Origin of the sequence: Bordetella genomosp. 13, from assembly GCF_002119665.1 — a bacterium.
Classification (GTDB): domain Bacteria; phylum Pseudomonadota; class Gammaproteobacteria; order Burkholderiales; family Burkholderiaceae_B; genus Bordetella.
Genome location: NZ_CP021111.1, coordinates 582,406 through 601,277 on the forward strand (window position 1 = coordinate 582,406; position 18,872 = coordinate 601,277).

Annotated in this window: 19 protein-coding genes, 1 tRNA gene and 1 pseudogene; 11 read left to right on the top strand and 10 right to left on the bottom strand. The window is 66.8% G+C overall.

The features are described 5' to 3' along the window. Positions 1-132 precede the first annotated feature (132 nt). The 4 genes from CAL15_RS02635 to CAL15_RS02650 all read left to right on the top strand — a co-directional run bounded on the left by CAL15_RS02635 (position 133) and on the right by CAL15_RS02650 (position 4,498). Positions 133-591, top strand: a complete 459-nt coding sequence (locus tag CAL15_RS02635) for a DUF3597 domain-containing protein (RefSeq protein WP_086077213.1) — start codon at positions 133-135, stop codon at positions 589-591. Between the two features lie 154 nt (positions 592-745). Further along, positions 746-3,109: a beta-glucosidase BglX gene (bglX, locus tag CAL15_RS02640; protein WP_086077214.1), complete on the top strand. Its 2,364-nt coding sequence runs from the start codon at positions 746-748 to the stop codon at positions 3,107-3,109. A gap of 160 nt (positions 3,110-3,269) precedes the next feature. Beyond that, a complete protein-coding gene (locus tag CAL15_RS02645) occupies positions 3,270-3,704 on the top strand; it encodes a sel1 repeat family protein (protein WP_232468102.1) in 435 nt (144 codons plus the stop codon). A 17-nt stretch (positions 3,705-3,721) separates the two neighbouring features. Then, the gene (locus tag CAL15_RS02650; protein ID WP_086077215.1) at positions 3,722-4,498 is read left to right on the top strand and encodes a sulfite exporter TauE/SafE family protein; all 777 of its coding nucleotides are present in this window, start codon (positions 3,722-3,724) and stop codon (positions 4,496-4,498) included. Here the strand turns inward: CAL15_RS02650 and CAL15_RS02655 are convergent. Next, a complete protein-coding gene (locus tag CAL15_RS02655; protein ID WP_086077216.1) occupies positions 4,495-5,103 on the bottom strand; it encodes an alpha-ketoglutarate-dependent dioxygenase AlkB in 609 nt (202 codons plus the stop codon). The genes CAL15_RS02650 and CAL15_RS02655 overlap by 4 nt on opposite strands. A 210-nt stretch (positions 5,104-5,313) precedes the next feature. Between CAL15_RS02655 and CAL15_RS02660 the strand changes: the two genes are divergently transcribed. Together CAL15_RS02660 and CAL15_RS02665 are read left to right on the top strand one after the other, a co-directional pair. Further along, positions 5,314-6,171: an NAD(P)-dependent oxidoreductase gene (locus CAL15_RS02660; RefSeq protein WP_086077217.1), complete on the top strand. Its 858-nt coding sequence runs from the start codon at positions 5,314-5,316 to the stop codon at positions 6,169-6,171. A gap of 114 nt (positions 6,172-6,285) precedes the next feature. Further along, a complete protein-coding gene (locus CAL15_RS02665) occupies positions 6,286-6,795 on the top strand; it encodes a hypothetical protein (RefSeq protein WP_086077218.1) in 510 nt (169 codons plus the stop codon). A gap of 75 nt (positions 6,796-6,870) precedes the next feature. Here CAL15_RS02665 and CAL15_RS02670 read toward each other — a convergent pair whose 3' ends face one another. The 3 genes from CAL15_RS02670 to CAL15_RS02680 all read right to left on the bottom strand — a co-directional run bounded on the left by CAL15_RS02670 (position 6,871) and on the right by CAL15_RS02680 (position 8,284). After that, positions 6,871-7,266, bottom strand: a complete 396-nt coding sequence (locus tag CAL15_RS02670; RefSeq protein WP_086077219.1) for a hypothetical protein — start codon at positions 7,264-7,266, stop codon at positions 6,871-6,873. A gap of 91 nt (positions 7,267-7,357) precedes the next feature. Next, on the bottom strand, positions 7,358-7,849 hold the full coding sequence (locus CAL15_RS24495) for a hypothetical protein (protein WP_198299275.1): 492 nt from the start codon (positions 7,847-7,849) through the stop codon (positions 7,358-7,360). 350 nt (positions 7,850-8,199) lie between these two features. Continuing rightward, positions 8,200-8,284, bottom strand: a tRNA-Leu gene (locus tag CAL15_RS02680). 272 nt (positions 8,285-8,556) lie between these two features. Between CAL15_RS02680 and htpG the strand changes: the two genes are divergently transcribed. The 3 genes from htpG to CAL15_RS02695 all read left to right on the top strand — a co-directional run bounded on the left by htpG (position 8,557) and on the right by CAL15_RS02695 (position 11,474). Continuing rightward, positions 8,557-10,458: a molecular chaperone HtpG gene (htpG, locus tag CAL15_RS02685; protein ID WP_086077220.1), complete on the top strand. Its 1,902-nt coding sequence runs from the start codon at positions 8,557-8,559 to the stop codon at positions 10,456-10,458. A gap of 325 nt (positions 10,459-10,783) precedes the next feature. After that, a complete protein-coding gene (locus CAL15_RS02690; RefSeq protein WP_086077221.1) occupies positions 10,784-11,167 on the top strand; it encodes a type II toxin-antitoxin system RelE/ParE family toxin in 384 nt (127 codons plus the stop codon). Further along, entirely contained in the window at positions 11,151-11,474 is a 324-nt protein-coding gene (locus CAL15_RS02695) for a helix-turn-helix domain-containing protein (protein WP_086077222.1), read from the top strand. Before CAL15_RS02690 ends, CAL15_RS02695 begins: the two co-directional genes overlap by 17 nt. A gap of 33 nt (positions 11,475-11,507) precedes the next feature. On the opposite strand, the gene CAL15_RS02700 is transcribed toward CAL15_RS02695, so the two are convergent. From CAL15_RS02700 to CAL15_RS02715, 4 genes are read right to left on the bottom strand one after another with little or no spacing between them, the layout of a single operon-like run. Then, positions 11,508-12,824, bottom strand: a complete 1,317-nt coding sequence (locus CAL15_RS02700) for an MFS transporter (protein WP_086077223.1) — start codon at positions 12,822-12,824, stop codon at positions 11,508-11,510. A gap of 35 nt (positions 12,825-12,859) precedes the next feature. Further along, positions 12,860-14,008 (bottom strand): galactonate dehydratase, encoded by a 1,149-nt coding sequence (dgoD, locus tag CAL15_RS02705; protein WP_086077224.1) that lies wholly within the window; start codon positions 14,006-14,008, stop codon positions 12,860-12,862. Beyond that, positions 14,005-14,658, bottom strand: coding sequence for a 2-dehydro-3-deoxy-6-phosphogalactonate aldolase (locus CAL15_RS02710; protein ID WP_086077225.1), 654 nt, complete (start codon positions 14,656-14,658; stop codon positions 14,005-14,007). Before CAL15_RS02710 ends, dgoD begins: the two co-directional genes overlap by 4 nt. Before the next feature lie 10 nt (positions 14,659-14,668). Continuing rightward, on the bottom strand, positions 14,669-15,658 hold the full coding sequence (locus CAL15_RS02715; protein ID WP_086077226.1) for a 2-dehydro-3-deoxygalactonokinase: 990 nt from the start codon (positions 15,656-15,658) through the stop codon (positions 14,669-14,671). 184 nt (positions 15,659-15,842) lie between these two features. Here CAL15_RS02715 and CAL15_RS02720 point away from each other — a divergent pair, with 184 nt between their 5' ends. After that, entirely contained in the window at positions 15,843-16,640 is a 798-nt protein-coding gene (locus CAL15_RS02720) for an IclR family transcriptional regulator (RefSeq protein WP_086077227.1), read from the top strand. A gap of 22 nt (positions 16,641-16,662) precedes the next feature. After that, positions 16,663-17,544: pseudogene (locus CAL15_RS02725) on the top strand (spermidine synthase); the annotation flags it as partial. A 39-nt stretch (positions 17,545-17,583) separates the two neighbouring features. Here the strand turns inward: CAL15_RS02725 and CAL15_RS02730 are convergent. Further along, entirely contained in the window at positions 17,584-18,207 is a 624-nt protein-coding gene (locus CAL15_RS02730) for a glutathione S-transferase family protein (protein ID WP_086077229.1), read from the bottom strand. 18 nt (positions 18,208-18,225) lie between these two features. Beyond that, positions 18,226-18,804: a 1,6-anhydro-N-acetylmuramyl-L-alanine amidase AmpD gene (gene ampD, locus CAL15_RS02735; RefSeq protein WP_086077230.1), complete on the bottom strand. Its 579-nt coding sequence runs from the start codon at positions 18,802-18,804 to the stop codon at positions 18,226-18,228. Positions 18,805-18,872 lie beyond the last annotated feature (68 nt).

Genomic DNA, 18,872 nt, shown 5'->3' on the forward strand with positions numbered 1-18,872 from the left:
GAAGTGAAACGTCTTATGTCCATCGGCCCTTCTTGCGGCGGCGCGCCGGTATGCTTGGAACGCGCTGCCGCTCGAGTCCGGTGGCGGCGTCCTTTCACTGTGCCCCGCAGTCGCTGTCTGGAGATACGGAAAATGAACATTTTCAAAGCCATCCTCAACAAGATCTTCCCGTCCGACCATCCCGCCAACGCCGAGGGGGCCAGCCCCACCCCTGCGCAGACGACCGACGCCGCTTCCGCGGCGCCGGGTGCTCCGGCTACGCCCGGCACTCCGACTACCCCTGGCGCTGGCGCGGCGCCGACCGCTCCCGCGGCGCCGGCAGCCTCCGCCGCACCGGTCGACGTCGATGCCGTGCTGAGCGGCATGCAGGCCAAGCATTCCGAGAAGCTGAACTGGAAGACGTCCATCGTCGACCTGCTCAAGCTGCTGGGCCTGGACAGCAGCCTGGCGGCGCGCAAGCAACTGGCGCAGGAACTCGGCTACACCGGCGATACCGGTGATTCCGCCGCAATGAACATCTGGCTGCACAAACAGGTGATGACCAAGCTGGCCCAGAACGGCGGCAAACTGCCCGCCGACTTGCAGGACTGACATCGCTCAGTGGGGCCGGCTTCGGCCGGTCCGTGCGCGCCCCGGGTGCGTTCATGGCCGCATCCGCACGGGACACGGTGCGGGTACGGTATGGCAAACTGCGCGATTTGAATATCCGCAGCCGGCGCCATGCCGGCCGGTCCGGGACTCGTACATGAACAGGCTATTCCTTCCCAGGCTGCTGCCGGCCTTGCTGGCTGCCGCATTGCTCGCCGCGTGCGTGCAGACGCCGCCGGCACAGTCGTTGTCCGCGCAGGCTTCGTCCTCTCCTTCCACCGGCCCCGATACCGCGCCCACGCTTGCCGCCCAGCAGGAGCGCGAGCGCTACGTCAGCGAGTTGATGCAACGCATGACGCTGCAGGAGAAGATCGGCCAGCTGCGCCTGCGCAGCGTGGACGCGGGCCCCAACGTGGACAAAGAGGCCCTGCTGCAGGAAATCCGCTCGGGCCAGGTCGGCGCCATCTTCAACACCGTGACCCGCCCGGGCATGCGCGTGCTGCAGGACGCGGCCATGCAGAGCCGCCTGAAGGTGCCGCTGTTCTTCGCGTATGACGTGATCCACGGACACCGCACGGTGTTCCCCATCGGACTGGGGCTGGCGTCCAGCTTCGACATGGACGCGATCGCGCGCAGCGGCCGCATCTCGGCCATCGAGGCCAACGCCGACGGGCTGAACATGACGTTCGCGCCCATGGTGGACATCTCGCGCGACCCGCGCTGGGGCCGCAATTCCGAGGGCTATGGCGAGGACACCTACCTGACCTCGCGCATCGGCGCGACGCTGGTCAAGGCGCTGCAGGGGGACGATCCTTCGCAGCCCGGCACCATCATGGCCGCGGTGAAGCACTTCGCGATGTATGGCGCCATCGAAGGCGCGCGCGACTACAACACCGTGGACATGAGCCCGCAGCGCATGTACCAGGACTACCTGCCGCCCTACAAGGCCGCCATCGATGCCGGCGCGGCCGGCGTGATGGTGGCGCTGAACGCCGTCAACGGCGTGCCCGCCACTGCCGATCCGTGGCTGTTGCAGGAGCTGCTGCGCAAGCAATGGGGCTTCAAGGGCATCACCGTCAGCGATCACGGCGCCATTCTCGAACTGATCCGGCACGGCGTGGCGGCCGACGGCCGCGATGCGGCGCGACTGGCGATCAAGGCGGGCACCGACCTGAGCATGAACGACAAGGTCTATGGCAAGGACCTCGAGCCGCTCGTCGAAAGCGGCGAGGTCTCCATGGCCGAGATCGACGAGGCCGTCCGCCACGTGTTGCGCGTGAAGTATGACCTGGGCCTGTTCCGCGACGCCTATCGCCACATCGGACGGGCCGAGGACGATCCCGCGGACACCGAGGCCGAGAGCCGCCTGCACCGCGCCGACGCGCGCGAGGTGGCGCGCCGCAGCCTGGTGCTGCTGAAGAACGAGGGCGACACGCTGCCGCTGAAGAAGCAGGGCACCATCGCCGTGATCGGCCCGCTTGCCAAGAGCCAGCGCGACGTCATGGGCAACTGGTCGGCGGCCGGCAAGGCGCGCCAGGCCGTGTCGGTGTACCAGGGCCTGGCCGAGGCCACCGCGGGCCGGGCGACCCTGCTCTACGCGAAGGGCGCCAACGTCATCGACGACGCCGAGGTCGTGACCTATCTGAACGAGTTCGAGAAGGACGTCGAGGTGGATTCGCGTACCGCGGAGGCCATGATCGCCGAGGCCGTGCAGGCCGCGCGCAAGGCCGACGTGGTGTTGGCCGTGGTGGGCGAATCGCAGGGCATGGCCCACGAAGCCTCCAGCCGTACCGACATCGTCATTCCCGAAAGCCAGCGCCGCCTGCTGCATGCGCTGAAGGCCACCGGCAAGCCGCTGGTGATCGTGCTGATGAACGGGCGCCCGCTGGCGCTGGAATGGGAGCATGCCAATGCCGATGCCATGCTGGAGACCTGGTTCGCCGGCACCGAGGGCGGCCATGCCATCGCGGACGTGCTGTTCGGCGACTACAACCCTTCCGGCAAGCTGCCCATGACTTTCCCGCGCGTGGTGGGGCAGGTGCCGCTGTACTACAACCATCTCAACACGGGCCGCCCCTTCGATCCCGAGAATCCCAACAAGTACACGTCGCGCTATTTCGACCATGAGAACGGCCCGCTCTATCCGTTCGGCTATGGGCTGAGCTACACCACGTTCGACGTGTCGGACGTGAAGCTGTCGCGCGCCGAGATGGCCCGCGGAGGCCAGTTGACCGCCAGCGCCACCATCCGCAACACGGGACGCCGCGACGGCGAGACCGTGGTGCAGTTGTACGTGCAGGACCCGGTGGCGTCGATCAGCCGCCCCGTCAGGGAATTGAAGGGCTTTTCCAAGATATTCCTGAAGGCGGGCGAGTCGCGCGAAGTCAGCTTCGAGATCGGCGACGAACAGCTGGGTTTCTACAACGCGCAGGGCCGTTTCAACGTCGAGCCCGGCAAGTTCAACGTGTTCCTGGGGCTCGATTCGCGAGCCGCCCAGTCCGCCAGTTTCACGCTGCATTAGCCTAAGGCGCTGCCTTAGCCTGGCTCCTGAAGTTCCTGATAACGCCGGCCCGCGCTTCCTTGGCAGAATGCCCGCATCGGGCACGCGTCGTGGCCGCAAGCCCCGGCCCGCCGCGCCATGCAGGCGCGGCGCGCGCCGCGGCCTTTACCAGGAGAACAGCATGAAGATCCCGTTTCAGGCCTGGGTAGGCGCCACGTGTGCCGGCGGCTGGCTGGCGGCAGCGTCCCTCGGCTTCGCAACGCTGGCGCTGGCCGAAACCCGGCCACGGGCCGCTGCCGATATCCCGCGCGAGGCCGTCTACGCCCTGACGCCCGCGCAGCAGTATGGCCTGGCGCTGGAAGCGCAGACGGAGCAGGACCATGCCGCCCTGCTGTATTGGCTGCGCGCATCGGCAAGCGCCGGCCACCTGCCCGCGCAGGAACTGCTGGGGGTGGTCCTGTTGGGCGGGCCCGTACTGTATGGCGACGGTATGTCGGCCGATCCTTGCGAGGCGCGCCATTGGCTGGGCCAGGCCGCGCTGAACGGCAGCGTGGCCAGCATGCCGCGCGCGCTGGTGGGCCGGCCGCACGGCCAAGCGCCGGGCGCCTGCCGCTGAACAAGGGATCGAAGCGAATGGATCTCGCAGTAATGACCTCGCACCTGCCCGCGGGCGCGTGGGGCTTCATCGCCATGGTGTTCGTGCTGGCCGGCATCGTGAAAGGCGTGGTCGGGCTGGGACTGCCCACTATCTCGATGGCGCTGCTGGCGTTGGCCATGCCGCCCGCGCAGGCCGCGGCCCTGCTGATCGTGCCCTCGTTCGTCACCAACGTCTGGCAGGGCCGGCCGTTCGTCGCGCTGGGGCCGCTGTTGCGCCGCATCGGCGGCATGCAGGTCGGCGTGTGCGTGGGCACGGTGGGAGGCGCCTTGCTGCTGGGCGCGCCCGCTGGCGATTGGGCGACCGCTGCGCTGGGCGTGGCGCTGGTGGCCTATGCGCTGTGGGGCCTGTTCGGCAAGGCGCCGCGCGTCGATCCGAACGCCGAGCCGTGGCTGGGTCCGCTGGTGGGCATCGTCACGGGGGCCGTCACCGCGGCCACCGGCGTGTTCGTGGTGCCCGCCGTGCCCTATCTGCAGGCGCTGGGCCTGGGTAAGGACGGATTGATACAGGCCATGGGCGTGTCTTTCACGGTGTCCACCCTGGCGCTGGCCGCGGGGCTGTGGCTGACCGGCGACTACGCGTCGGGCGCGGCCGGCGCTTCGCTGCTGATGCTGGCGCCGGCGCTGGCTGGCATGTGGGCCGGCACGCGTCTGCGCCAGGCGCTGTCGCCGCCGGTGTTCAAACTGTGGTTCATGATCAGCCTCATCGTGCTGGGGCTGTACCAGATCCTCGAGGCGGGCGTGTGGGCGTTCTAGCCGCGCCGCGAGCGGTCCCTCGGGGCCCTGGTCCTGAACGTGATGGACCAGCGCAGCTCTCGCGTCGGTTCGACGCTGTGCTGCCAGTTCCAGCGCGCCTCGGCCTCGAGGCGGTAGATCGATCTCGGCGCGACCTCCAGCCGCATCATTCTGTTTCGTAGTCCGGGGTCGTAGGGATAGGGGCGGAATCGCAGCGTCGCGGCGCCGCCCAGCGACACGCCCACGATCATTTCGAAATCGGGCACGTCGCGATGCCAGCCCAGCGGCGTGCCCGGCGCGTATTCGGCCACCAGGGCATGCTGCAGTCTCTCCGGCGGCGTCCCCAGCCACGCCGCCACGCGGGCGCGCAAGGGTTCCAGTCGTGTATCGAGCTCCGCCGCCGGCAGCAGCCGGTTGGCGTCGAAGTCATAAGACCCGCCAAAGCTGGCCACCCGCCGGCGCGCCAGGTATCCCTTGTAGCGCGCCGCGCGCAGCGGCAGGGTGGCGATGATCTCCAGCAGCTCGCTTTCCTCGGCCGCGGACAGGAACCCGGGCTGGTAGACCAGGCCCGGTATCGAGGCATCGAACGGCCCCTCTTCGAACAGGCTGCCTTGTATCGTCGTCATCGCAGGTTCCGGCTGCTGGTGGCGCAGGCCGTGGGTCCAATGTAACGCGTCGCGCCGGTGTGGCTGGCGGTAGAGAGTGTGCGGTACCGGAAGTCTGTGTTGTGATTGGGGATGGGCCGCGGCAACTGGCGCCGGACTGCGCCGCGCCCCGACGGTATTTCTTCAAGCAGCGGCACGGCAAGCATTCAACTTCAACGAACGGGTGAAAATATGGATATCGGCTTCATAGGCTTGGGCGCGATGGGCTCCGCCATGGCAAGAAACCTGGCGGCCGCGGGCCACCTCGTACAGGCCTGGAACCGGTCGGGCGGTTCGGTCGAGGGCGTCACCATGCTGGGTTCGGCTTCCGAGGCTTTCGACGCGGACGTGGTCTTCACGATGCTGTCGGACGATGCGGCGATACGCAGCGTGATCCTGGATCCGGATCTGCTGGGCGCGGCGCGCCCCGGCCTGGTCCATGTCGTCTCTTCGACCATCTCGGTCGCGTTCGCGCAAGAACTGGCCGCCGCCCACGAGCAGGCCAACGTCGGCTTCGTGTCGGCGCCGGTGCTGGGACGGCCGGACGTTGCCGCGCAGGCCAAGCTCAACGTACTGGTGGGAGGCGCGCCGGCGGCGATCGAACGCGTGCGGCCGGCGCTCGAGGCAGTCAGCGGGCGCATCTGGCCGATGGGCGACGAAGCCCCCGCGGCGAACGCGGCGAAGATCGCCGTCAACATGATGATCGCCATGGCCATCGAGGCCATGGCCGAGGCCGTGGTGCTGACCGAGGCCAACGGCGTGTCTCGGGACAGCTTCTTCGAACTGATCCTGGGCACCTTGTTCGGCAGCCGTCCCTACCAGACCTACTCGGCGAATATCGCCTCGGAAAACCATGAGCCCGGATTCAAGGCCACGCTGGGCCTGAAGGACCTGCGCCTGGCGAAGGAAGCGGCGGGCGCGGCCAGCGGCGCGCTGCCGATGCTGGCGGCTGTGCACTCGCGCATGAGCGAAGCGGTGGACGCCGGTTGGGGGGAACTCGACTGGTCGGCGATGGCGAAACTTACCATCGACAACGCAAAGGCGCGCTGAGCAGCGGGGCATCCAGGCGTTTTCAACTGGGGACAGTTCACGCCTGGCCGACGAAAACCGGTACAGTCGGACGCTGAAAGACCTGCCCCATCCAACTCGACGTGGAAGATCAGCATGTACTTCATTGGCTATCACGGCACCAGCGAGGCTTCGGCCGTAAACATACTTACCGTAGGGATCCAGGAGAAGTTCCTTCCACCCACGGGGCAGATCGGCCGAGGCTTCTACGTGGCGAAAATGAACGGTACGCTGCCGCAGTGGGGCGCCGTAAACGCGACCGAACAAGCGCGCGGGCGCCAGCCATTCTACGTTCGCATGCTCAGCATGCTTACCGGCGAAGCGAGGAATCCGCTGCTCGAAAGCGGCGCCAAGCGGGCAATCCTGAAGATCTACTCCACGCGTCCGCTGCAGCGCTGCAAGTGGAACATCATGAACCAGGGCGACCTGTCGTTCATCAAGGCCGCGCTCTACAACAACGGCGGCCCCGGACTGGACCCGGCGGCGGATGCGCAGTGGCTGCAGATGGTCGTGCCGCCGGAAGAGCTTCCGTATCTGCGTGCGAGGCGGGATGATGGCCGTTTCGAGATGCCGCAGAACTGGCGCTCGAAGGAAGCGCGCGTTTAAGGCCGTTGGACCTACCAAAGCAAAAAGCCGCTGCTGCCCCTCGGGCAGCAGCGGCTTTTTGATGTGGCAGTGCCGCTACGGGTGAGTGTCGCGCCGCAAAGCGGCGGCGCGCCTTGCCTGATCCGCCCAGGTCAGCATGGTGGACAGCGCATACGGCTTGCGCATGACGAATACATCGTCCGGGACCTTTTCAAGGTCGGCCGAAAAATGCTCCGCCGTCAAAGCAAAGGACACAAGGGGCCAACGCTGGTTGGACGCCCACGCCAGCATGTAGCCGTCCAGGGTGCCGGCGACGGTAGCGTCGCAGATGATTGCGCATACATCGCCACGGGTTTCCAAAGCCACGATAGCTTCGTCCGTGTCCGCCACGGGTAACGCCTGGATGCCCTGGCGTTTGAGCGCGTCGGACAGCAACGTGCGGATCAGAGGGTGCGGTTCCGCGACGACCAAGGCTGAGGGAAATTCGGACATCGCCTTTCTCCGGTTGCCAAGGGAAATTCATGAGAACAGAACCGCAACGGGAATAGCAAGGCCAGTGACCGATGCTTACGTAACCGCCAAATCAGGGCGGGGTCGAGAAATGTCGTTCGTCGAAGACGACCTCAGGTACGCCATACGGCGGGCCTGCCCACCCGCGCGGGTCTCCCACCAAACGGATGGCACAGATCGTCCTAGTGCCCACATCCGTACAGCGCCAGGGCCCCGACTCGGTCCAGAACTCCTTTCCGATATAGAAGTCGCGGTGATTCAGAACACTGACTTCGCGCGACGGGAAGCGCGCGACGTGCGTGCCTTGCTCCTGGCTCTCCAATTGCTCCAGCTCGGCCTGTGCGGATGCCACCTTCTCCTGCGCTTCAGCCAGCCGCATTCGATATTCCGCCATCAGATCCAGACTCTTGTGCTCGGCCAACAACAGGCGCGTCTCTGCCAGCGGCTGCTCGCCCGCCAGTATGCGCTGGAAGACAGCAATGGCCCGCGCGTTGCCCCCTATGATGGATTGCAGTTGCTTGCGTCGCCTTGGCAAATCCGCTGACGACTTCATGGGTTCGTGCATATCGGTTCGTCGAACTTACAGGCGCGTGGCGGCCTGCCGCCGGGCACAACGGATCGGCGGTGCGAGGGTCACGCATGGCCCCGCTATTCTGGCCGCTGCGACAGTAGCGGGATACTCCGACCGATGCTTTGCAACCTGTTCCGTAGTCTTACGATTCAGCACCCTGTCTGTTTGTCGGCGTGGCTCGGTCGCCGGCGTCCGGTCGCTCATACCTGGATTTCCAGGCGCACCGGGCGCATGCGAAGGCCTCCTTCGTCATCCCCAACGAAGGGCGCGCGCACGGCTCGCCGCCAATGCGAAACGCCTTCCGGCAAGGGAAGGCGTTCTGACGTAAGCGCTCGATTTATCTGTGGTGCCCGAGGCCGGAATCGAACCGGCACGCCTTGCGGCGGGGGATTTTGAGTCCCCTGCGTCTACCAATTTCACCACTCGGGCAGCGTCGGCAAGGGGTGCCGAGGCGCGCGCCGCCGGGATGCCGATGCGTCGGCGGGCGGTGCGAAGCCAGTGATTATATGCCGACTTTGCGCCGCTGTCCCGCGCCAGCGGGCATGCCGGGAGAGCGAACGAGCGGGGACGCCGCCATCTCGCCTCTTGAAAAACCCCACGCCCGACCCCACAACACTGGGCACGTCGTCCGAAGCGTCACGCCAGGGCGACACCGCAGCGCAACAAATTTCCCAAATCCGACATCTACATTCCGGACCGCCATGAGCCAATCCGCCGCCTCTTCCGCACCCGAAACCCTGGGTTTCCAGGCCGAAGTGAAGCAATTGCTGCACTTGATGATCCACTCGCTGTACAGCAACAAGGAAATCTTCCTGCGTGAGCTGGTGTCCAACGCGTCGGACGCCTGCGACAAGCTGCGCTTCGAGGCCATCGACCAGCCCGAACTGTTCGAGGGCGACAGCGAACTCGGCATCCGCGTCGACTACGACAAGGCCGCGCGCACCATCACCATCTCGGACAACGGCATCGGCCTGTCGCGCGACGAGGCCATCGCCAACCTGGGCACCATCGCCCGCTCCGGCACCCGCGAGTTCTTCAGCCAGCTTACCGGCGACAAGCAGAAAGACGCGCAGCTGATCGGCCAGTTCGGCGTCGGCTTCTATTCGTCGTTCATCGTGGCCGACAAGGTCACGGTGGTCAGCCGCCGCGCGGGCTCCACGCAGGCGATCCGCTGGGAGTCCGATGGCCAGGGCGAGTTCACCATCGCCGAGGCCGAGCGCGCCAGCCGCGGCACCGACGTCACGCTGCACCTGCGCGCCGATGAGGACGACCTGCTGAACGGCTGGAAGCTGCGCGAGATCCTGCGCCGCTACTCCGACCACATCTCGCTGCCCATCCGCATGGCGAAGGAACAGTGGGACGCCGAGAAGAACGAGCAGGCCAAGACCGAAGAGCTGGAAACCGTCAACAAGGCCAATGCCCTGTGGACGCGCAGCAAGAGCGAGATCGACGACGAGCAGTACCGCGAGTTCTACAAGACCGTCTCGCACGACTACGACGATCCGCTGGCCTGGACGCACAACCGCGTCGAGGGTCGCAGCGAGTACACGCAGCTGCTGTACGTGCCCAAGCACGCGCCGTTCGACCTGTGGGACCGCGACGCGCGCCGCGGCGTGAAGCTGTACGTGAAGCGCGTTTTCATCATGGATGACGCCGAGCAACTGCTGCCCTCGTACCTGCGCTTCGTGCGCGGCGTGATCGACTCGGCCGACCTGCCGCTGAACGTGTCGCGCGAGATCCTGCAGGAAAGCCGCGACGTGCGCGCGATCCGCGAGGGCTCGGCCAAGCGCATCCTGTCGCTGCTGGAAGACCTGGCCGAGAACAAGCCCGAGGACTACGCGGCGTTCTGGAGCGAGTTCGGCCAGGTGCTGAAGGAAGGCGCGGGCGAGGACACGGCCAACCAGGAACGCATCGCCAAGCTGATGCGCTTCGCGTCCACGCACGGCGGCGATGCCGCGCAGACGGTGTCCTTCGCCGACTACGTGTCGCGCATGAAGGAAGGCCAGGACAAGATCTACTACGTGACGGCCGATTCGTATTCCGCCGCCAGCAGCAGCCCGCATCTGGAAATCTTCCGCAAGAAGGGCATCGAGGTGCTGCTGCTGTCCGATCGCGTCGACGAATGGATGCTGTCGTACCTCCGCGAGTTCGACGGCAAGTCGCTGGTCTCGGTGGCCAAGGGCGGCCTCGACCTGGCCGACCTGGCCGACGAGGAAGAAAAGAAGCGCCAGACCGAAGTGGCCGAAGATTTCAAGCCGCTGGTCGAGCGCCTGCAGCAGACCCTGGCCGATCAGGTGAAGGAAGTGCGCGTGACCCTGCGCCTGGTCGATTCGCCGGCGTGCGTGGTGGTGGGCCAGAACGAACTCAGCCCGCACCTGCTGCGCATGCTGAAGGCGGCCGGCCAGGAAGCGCCCGACGTCAAGCCCGTGCTCGAGATCAATCCCGAACACGCGCTGGTCGGCCGCATCCGCAGCGCGTCCGACGAAGAGTTCGCCGATTGGGCGCATCTGCTGCTGGACCAGGCCATGCTGGCCGAAGGCGCGCAAATCGCCGATCCGGCGGCTTTCGTCAAGCGCATGAATGCATTGCTGCTGAAGGGCTGATCGGCGTTATCGAGGGCGGGGCATGGGTTCCTGCTGCGCCCAGCCGCTCCTGTGGGGTGGCTGGGTTTTTTTCTTTTTGTCGGCAAAGCTGACCAAAGAGGCGGAGGCAGACGCCTGTCCGCCGGCTTGAGTCCAGCCGCACGCCATGGCTGGCTGCTAGAGCCTCTGTTTGCCGTGACAAGAACGCCCCCGGTGACAAGCGACTCCGGCCGCGACCCTTTTAGACTTTCTTCATGAAGGATGCGACACGCTGCTCCTGGCAGGGTTGGTTTCCGTGCGCCTTCTCACCATGAAACTATGCCACCTGGTGGCAGGGAAAGGCGCTATGATCAGAGTCTTCAAGACCCGGTATTTTCAGCGGTGGATGCGCAAGACGGAACTGACCGATGTCATTCTGTGCAACGCCGTCACTGAAATGGCCGCAGGGTTGATCGACGCGGATCTCGGAAGCGGCGTGGTCAAGAAGCGTGTTGGACTGGGTGGGCGCGGCAAGCGTGGCGGCGCTCGCACGCTGGTCGCCACAAACAAGGAAAGCCGCTGGATCTTCGTATTCGGATTCGAGAACAACGACCGCGACAGTATCCACGACGAGGAACTACAGGCCTTGCAAGATTACGCTGCCGACTGGCTCAAGCGCACGGCCATGCAGCTGGACAACGCTGTTGCCGACGGCGCTCTGCTGGAGATTACCGATGACTGCAAAAGCTAGACCCAAGAGCCGCATCATGGAAGCGGTGCATGAAGGTGCCCTCGATCTGCATCGATTGGGCTTCATAGACAAGCGCAAGATGCAGAAGTACGAGGCTTTGTGCCTGGAGCCGGTCCAGGATTATGACGCCGCCAAGGTGAAGGCCTTGCGTGAGCGCCTGCAGCTGAGCCAAGCCGTGTTGGCGTCCGTACTCAATACCAGCCCGTCCACCGTCCGCAAATGGGAAACTGGTGACAAGCGGCCCAGCGGCCCCTCGCAGCGCCTGCTCGACATTATCGAACGCAAGGGGCTCGAGGCAGTTCTCTGACCTGATCCAGGTCAGAGAACCCCTCGCGAACCATCAAGCCTCGATACGCTCCACCTTGCCCACCAGCAGGATGTACGACAGCGCGCCCAGCAGCGCCAGCGTGGACACGTACACGATGGCGGGCGCGAAGTTGTCCTTGGACACCAGCAGTCCGATCACGATGGGAGTGCAGATGGACGACAGGTTGCCCACGAAGTTGAACACGCCGCCCGTCAGACCCAGCAGCCGCTCGGGCGCCAGCGTGGACACCAGCGACCACGTGATCGACGCCAGGCCGTTGCCGAAGAACGCCACCGCCAGGAAGAAGATCACCCACGAGGTGGAATCGGTGTAGTTGGCGCCGATCATGCTGGTGGAGATGAGCAGGCCCAGGATGATGGGCAGCTTGCGGGCCACACCCAGGCTGGCGCCGCGCCGGACCAGGAAGTCGGACACCACGCCGGAGCACAGCACGCCGATGAACGCGGCCAGGAAGGGCACGGAGGCCAGGAAGCCCGACTTGATGAAGTCCATGCCGCGGTACTTCACCAGATAGGTGGGGAACCAGGTCAGGAAGAACCACAGCGTGGAGGTCAGGCAGAACTGGCCCAGGTACACCCCCCACAGCTTGCGCTTGGACATCACCAGGCCCAGGTCGCTCCAGCTGAAGGGCTCCTTCTTCTTCTCGGCCACGCGCTGGTTCAGGTCGATGACGCCGCCGCCCTGCTGGATCAGGTCGAGTTCGGCCTGGTTCGCGCCCTTGAACTGGCGCGGCTCGCGGTACACCAGGTACCAGACCACGCCCCACACGATGCCGATCAGGCCCGTGCTGACGAACACCATGTGCCAGCCGTACGCGTGCTGCAGCCAGGCCAGCACCGGCGTGAGAAAGGCCAGGCCCACGAACTGGCCCGAGGTGTAGAAGGCGATGGCGGAGGCGCGTTCCTTCTCGGGAAACCATGCGGTGACGACGCGGTTGTTGATCGGGTACGCCGGGGCTTCCAGCGCGCCGACGGCCAGGCGCAGCACGAACAGCGCGATGAAGCTGGTGGCGAAGCCCATGACGAAGGTGGCGGCCGACCACAGGATCAGCGCCAGCGCGTACAGCACGCGCGGCGCGACGCGGTCGACCAGCCAGCCGCCGGGAATCTGCATGGCGGCGTAGGTCCAGCCGAAGGCCGACAGGATCAGGCCTTCGTGCACCGTGTCCAGGCCCAGTTCATCGCGCAGCGCGGGCGCGGCGATGGACAGGTTGCTGCGGTCCAGATAGTTGATGACCACGGTGATAAACAGCATCACCATGATGATGTAGCGGCTGCGCGTCGGCTGTTGCGCGGCTGCGCCGACGTGCGTGGAAGCGGACGTGGACACGGGTGTCTCCTCGAAAGCGCGGTTTGATTATTTGCTTACCACTCGGCGAAGCTGCCGTCGGCGTGGCGCCAGATGGGATTGCGCCAACGGTGGCCCGTCGTGGCGCGTTCCTTCACGTACTCTTCGTTCACCTCGATGCCCAGGCCGGGCCCTTGCGGAATGGTGACCATGCCGTCGCGGTAGGCAAAGGCATCGCGGTTCACGACGTAGTCGAGCAGGTCGTTGGCCGCGTTGTAGTGAATGCCCAGGCTCTGCTCCTGGATGAAGGCGTTGTAGCAGCCGGCGTCGATCTGCAGGCAGGTGGCCAGCGCGATCGGACCCAGCGGACAATGCAGCGCAAGGGCCACGTCGTACGCTTCCGCCATGGCGGCGATCTTGCGCGTCTCGGTGATGCCGCCCGCATGCGAAGGATCGGGCTGGATGATGTCGACGTAGCCTTCCGACAGGATGCGCTTGAAGTCCCAGCGCGAGTACAGCCGCTCGCCCAGTGCGATGGGCGTGGAGCTCAGCGGCGCCAGTTCCTTCAGGGCCTCGTAGTGTTCGCTCAGCACGGGCTCCTCGATGAACATGAGCTTGTACGGCTCGAGTTCCTTGATCAGCACCTTGGCCATGGGCTTGTGCACGCGGCCGTGGAAGTCCACGCCGATGCCCACGTTCGGGCCCACCGCATCGCGCACCGCCGCCACGTTGGCCAGGCACTTCTCGACCTTGTCGTGCGTGTCGATGTACTGCAGTTCTTCGGTGCCGTTCATCTTGACGGCGGTGAAGCCGCGCTCGACGGCGCCCTTGGCCGCGGCGGCGGTATCGGCCGGGCGGTCGCCGCCGATCCACGAGTACACGCGGATGCGGTCGCGCACGTTGCCGCCCAGCAGCTGCGACACCGGCACGCCCAGGTCCTTGCCCTTGATGTCCCACAGCGCCTGGTCGATGCCGGCCAGCGCGCTCATGTGGATGGCGCCGCCGCGGTAGAAGCCGCCGCGGTACAGCACGGTCCAGTGGTCCTCGATGTTGCGCGGGTCCTTGCCGACCAGGTAGTCGGCCAGTTCCTCGACCGCGGCGGCCACGGAATGCGCACGGCCTTCGACCACGGGTTCGCCCCAGCCCACGATGCCCGCGTCGGTCTCGATCTTCAGGAAGCACCACCGCGGCGGCACGATGTAGGTGGTGAGTTTGGTGATCTTCATGCTTGGGTCTCCTGACTGGAAAGCGCCTGCTGCCATGCGGCTACGAAAGACTCGGCGCGCTGGGCGACGTCGGCGGCGGTGTAGCCGGGTTTGTAGAGGGCCGAGCCCAGGCCGAAGCCGCTGGCTCCGGCCTGCACATAGGGGGCCATGGTTTCGGGGGTGATGCCGCCCACGGGAATCAGCCCGACGGGCTTGCGCAGCACGGCGCGCCAGGCTTTCACCACGGCGGGGCCGAGCTGCTCGGCGGGAAACAGCTTCAGCGCGTCGGCCCCAGCGGCCAGCGCGGCATAGGCTTCGGTGGGCGTGGCCACGCCGGGCGTGCAGGCCATGCCGGCGTTCTTGGCCGCGCCGATCACCGCCGGGTCGCTGTGCGGCATGACGATGAGCTCGCCGCCGGCGTCACGGATCTTCGTGCAATCGTCGGGATCCAGCACCGTGCCGGCGCCGATCACGCAATCGATGGCCAGCGCCTCGCGCATCAGGCGGATGCTCTGCAGCGGTTCGGGGGAATTCAGCGGCACCTCGATCACGCGAAAGCCCGCGTCGTACAGGGCCTGGCCGACCTCGACGGATTCTTCGGGCCGCATGCCGCGCAGGATGGCGACGAGCCCGCAGTGGGCCATGGCGGTTTGCAGGGCGGAATGCATCATGGGCGCTCCTTCAGGATTGGGTTGAGACCAGGCCGGCCGCCAGCGCCACGCGCCACAGGCCGCGCTCGGTCGCGTGTTCCGCGACTTCGGGCGAGCCCAGGCCGTAATGCTGCGCGGCCAGGCCATAGCGCCGGCACAGCGACGCCTCGCCGCAGAACACGATGCGCGACGGCTCGCCGCGCGTACGCACCAGGTCCGCCAGGGCAGCGATCTCGTGGCCGATCAGGAGGCCCGACAGGTATTCGGCCTGGGCGTGTCCAGGCAGTGCGCCCGTGAGGCCCAGCGTGCGGGTGCTGAAGATGGTGGAGAGCACGCCGGCCCGGCCCGCCTCGCTGCCGGCAACTTTCATGCCGTGCTCGAAGGCCGTCATGTCGGGGGCCGGGGTTTCGCTCATGGTGCGGCCCAGAATGGTGTGGCCGCGCAGCGCGGCATATACCTCGCCGGTCATGAAAGTGTCGAAGTGGGTGACGCCGCCTTGGCGCACGGTGACCCACTTGGAATGCGTGCCGGGCAGTCCGACGAGCACGTCGCCGGCGTCGTCTCGGCCGAGGGCGCCGAACACCTGGGTCTCTTCGCCGCGCATCACGTTGGGCAGGCCCTGGCGCTGGATCAGGCCGGGCACCAGGTGCACCGGTTGTCCGCCGGGGCGGTCGATGACGGTAAGCGCGGAACCGATCTGGTCCAGCTGCACAGGCACGTCGAGATAGGCGGCTTCCTTCCAGCCCTGCGCGCTGCCGACCATGCCGCTGGCGATGACCGGCGTGCCGGGCTCGGCGCGCAGCCAGTCGCCGCAAGCCTGCTCGAACGCCAGTTCGAACCCGGAAGAGGTCACCGCGGGCGCCGCGCCCACCGAAACCGATTGCGGCAGCCGCATGATGCCCCAGGGCAGATGGCGGGTGTCCAGGATCGCGCCGTTGTCGCCGAGGCGATAGGCCCGCAGGGAGGACGTGCCCCAGTCCAGCGCGATCAGGCGCGCGCGTCCGGGAAGGGCGGAATTCATGAGTCGTCTCGTTTATGCGGCCAGGCGCTGCCAGATCCGCGGTGTAGTTCTGGGTACGGCGCTGCGGCGCCGTGTCCGTTCCGGCCGAATTCTAGAGGAGTCATGGAAAAATCTCAAAAATAGGAATTAAATCCCATATATAGGGATGATATGATGCGTGGCGCGCGTCGAGCGCGGAGGATCCATGGCACGTTCTTCATTTCCCCCCGACGGCGAGGCCGCCGCGCCCACCGGTACGCAAACGCTGTTCCGCGGCCTGGCCGTCATCCAGGCGGTGGCCGAGGGCGCCCGCAACCTGAAGGTGTTGTCCGCGCGCGTGGGCGCCGCCCGCAGCACCACGCACCGGCTGGCCAGTTGCCTGGTGCAGGAGCGCTATCTGCGCGTGATGCCCGGCGTGGGCTACGTGTTGGGCCCGCGGCTCATCGAGCTGGGCTTCCAGGCTCGCGAAGCGATACCGCTGGCCACGCTGGCGCGCCCCTATCTCGACCGCCTCGCGCATGACACCGGAGACACCATTCATCTGGCGGTCCGCGACAATGACGAAGTGCTCTACCTGGAAAAAATTCCCGGCAAGAAAGGCCTGGAGATGCGATCCCGCGTCGGCCACCGCATGCCCATGACGGCGACAGGCGTCGGCAAGGCCCTGCTGCTGGACGCCGACGAGGCCCAGTGGCGGGCGCTGTACGACATCGGCGCGCCGGTGTCGGGCAATGCACCCGGAGCCAGGCAGGGATGGGATGCCTTCAGGGCACGCATGGCTGAATACGCGGTCGCGGGCCATGCCTTCGATCTGGAAGACAATGAGCCCTCCATCCGCTGCGTCGCCGCGCCCGTGCGCGACATGACGGGCGGCATCGTGGCGGCGATCAGCGTGTCCAGCACGGTGCCGTACCTGTCACTGGAGCGCATGTGGGAACTGGCACCGCAGGTCCGCCAGGCGGCGGCCGGCATTTCGGCGGAATTGGGTTTCGGCCTGCGTTGACGGCGCTACCGCGGTCCTACTCGAAGCGAGGGTATCGATGAAAGAGTTGAGGGCATTACGCCGAGCGGCCGCGCTGCTGCTGGCGCTGGCATGCGGGCCGGCGCCGGCGGCGCAGGTGCTGCATACCGAACGATCGGAATACGCGCCGGTGGTGGTCTACGACACCGGCGACGGGCAGCGCTGCCTGTCGTTCGGCCAGGCCGATACCGACGCCCGGCAGACCTGCATCTACGTCGACGGCTCGCCGCGCATGCCGTTCACCTACACGCGCATGATGATGTCCACCCTGCTGGTGCAGCCCGAGCCGTCGCGCATACTGATCATCGGCCTCGGCGGCGGCACGCTGCCCAAGGCGCTGGGCGAGGTGCTGCCCGCGGCCGAGATCGACGTGGTCGAGATCGACCCGGCGGTGGATCGCGTGGCCCGCGCGTGGTTCGGCTTTCGCGTGTCGGAACGCGTGAGGGTGCACCACGAGGACGGCCGCGCCTTCGTCGAACGGCGCGTGCGCGAAGGCGGGCGCTACGACCTGATCCTGATCGACGCCTTCGACGCCGACTACATTCCCCGCCACCTGACCACGCTCGAATTTCTGCAGCAGGTGCGCGCGCTGTTGTCGCCGCAGGGCGTGGCGGCGGCCAACACGTTCTCGAACAGCGATTTCTACGATCGCGAGTCGGCCACCTATGCCGGCGTGTTCGAATCCGCTTTCAACCTGCGCGCCAACAATCGCGTCATCATCGCCGTCAACGGCCCGCTGCCGGACGACGCGGCCCTGGCGCGCAACGAGGCGCGCTGGGCCAAGCCGCTGGAGCGCTATGGCGTGGATCTCGAGCGCGAACGCGAGCGGTTCCAGCGCGGGCTGACATTTCCGGAAGGCACCCAGGTTTTGCGCGACGGCGGCTGAAGACTGCAGTCTTCGGGCGCATCGCGCGCCAGGCGGCGCTCACGCCAGCGGCAGCGTCAGCACGCCTTGCGTGGCGGGGCGCATCATCAGCCTGCGGTACCAGGCCGATATGGCCGGCGTCGGCGGATGCTGCACGCCGGGCAGGCCCAGCCAACGGTGCGCGGCGCAGCCCAGCACGATGTCGGCCATGGTGAAGCGCGACCCCGTCACGTAGTCCTTGCCCTGCAGGGCGTCCTCGAGCACCATCGCGCGCTTGACGGACAGTTCGAAGGAAGCCTGGATGGCGGCGGCATCGCGCTGCGCCTCGGGCGTGCGCACCAGGCCCAGGAAGGCCCGCAGCATCGAGGGCTGCCATTCGGTGGCCTGCCAGTCCATCCAGCGGTCCGCGTCGGCACGGCCGACGTGGCCGGCGGGGCTGAGCGTGCCCTCGCCGTAGCGGGCCGACAGATAGCGCACGATGGCGTTGGACTCCCACAGCACGAAGCCGCCGTCGTCGATCACCGGAATCTGGCGGTTCGGATTCATGCGGAGGAATTCGGGGGTGTCCAGGCCGCCGTGGGCGCCGCCCGCCGCGGTAAGGATGTGCGGCAGCGCCAGCTCGCGCACGGTCCACAGCACTTTCTGCACATTCACGGAGCTCTGGCGGCCCCAGATCTTCAGCATGACGATCCTTCGGTCTGGTCAGTAGGGCGGCAAGGCGCGCCGCGGGAAACCGCTGTCGCGGCCGAACTTCGCCCACTTGAAGGCCGGCCCGGGGTCGGTCTTGCGGCCCGGCGCGATGTGTTCGTGGCCTCGCACGTGGGCGATGGGGTGGCGCACCCGCAGCACGCGGGCGAGCCGCGCTAGCGTAGCGTACTGCGCGTCGGTATAGGGCGTGGTGTCGGCGCCTTCGAGTTCGACGCCCACCGAGAAATCGTTGCAGCGTTCGCGCCCGAGGAAGCACGACGCGCCGGCATGCCAGGCGCGCGCGTCGGTGGAGGCGAACTGGATCACCGAGCCGTCGCGGCGGATGAAGAAGTGGGCCGAGACGCGCAGGCCGCGCAGGCGTTCCAGCCAGGGATGGGCGCCATGGTCGAGCCGGTTCAGGAAGAGGTCGGCGACGCACGGGCCTTCGAAGCGGCCCGGAGGCAGACTGATGTTGTGCAGCACCAGCAGCGACACCTGGGCGTCACGGGGGCGCGCGTCCACGTTGGGAGAAGGCAGCAGCGCGACGGAAGGTCCGGGCGCCAGCCAGCCATGCCGATCCAGGTGCAAGCGCATGAGCGACTCGGTTGTTGATCCAGCGGCCATTATGCCGGGGGGCAGGCAGGATGCAAAAAGCCCTGGGA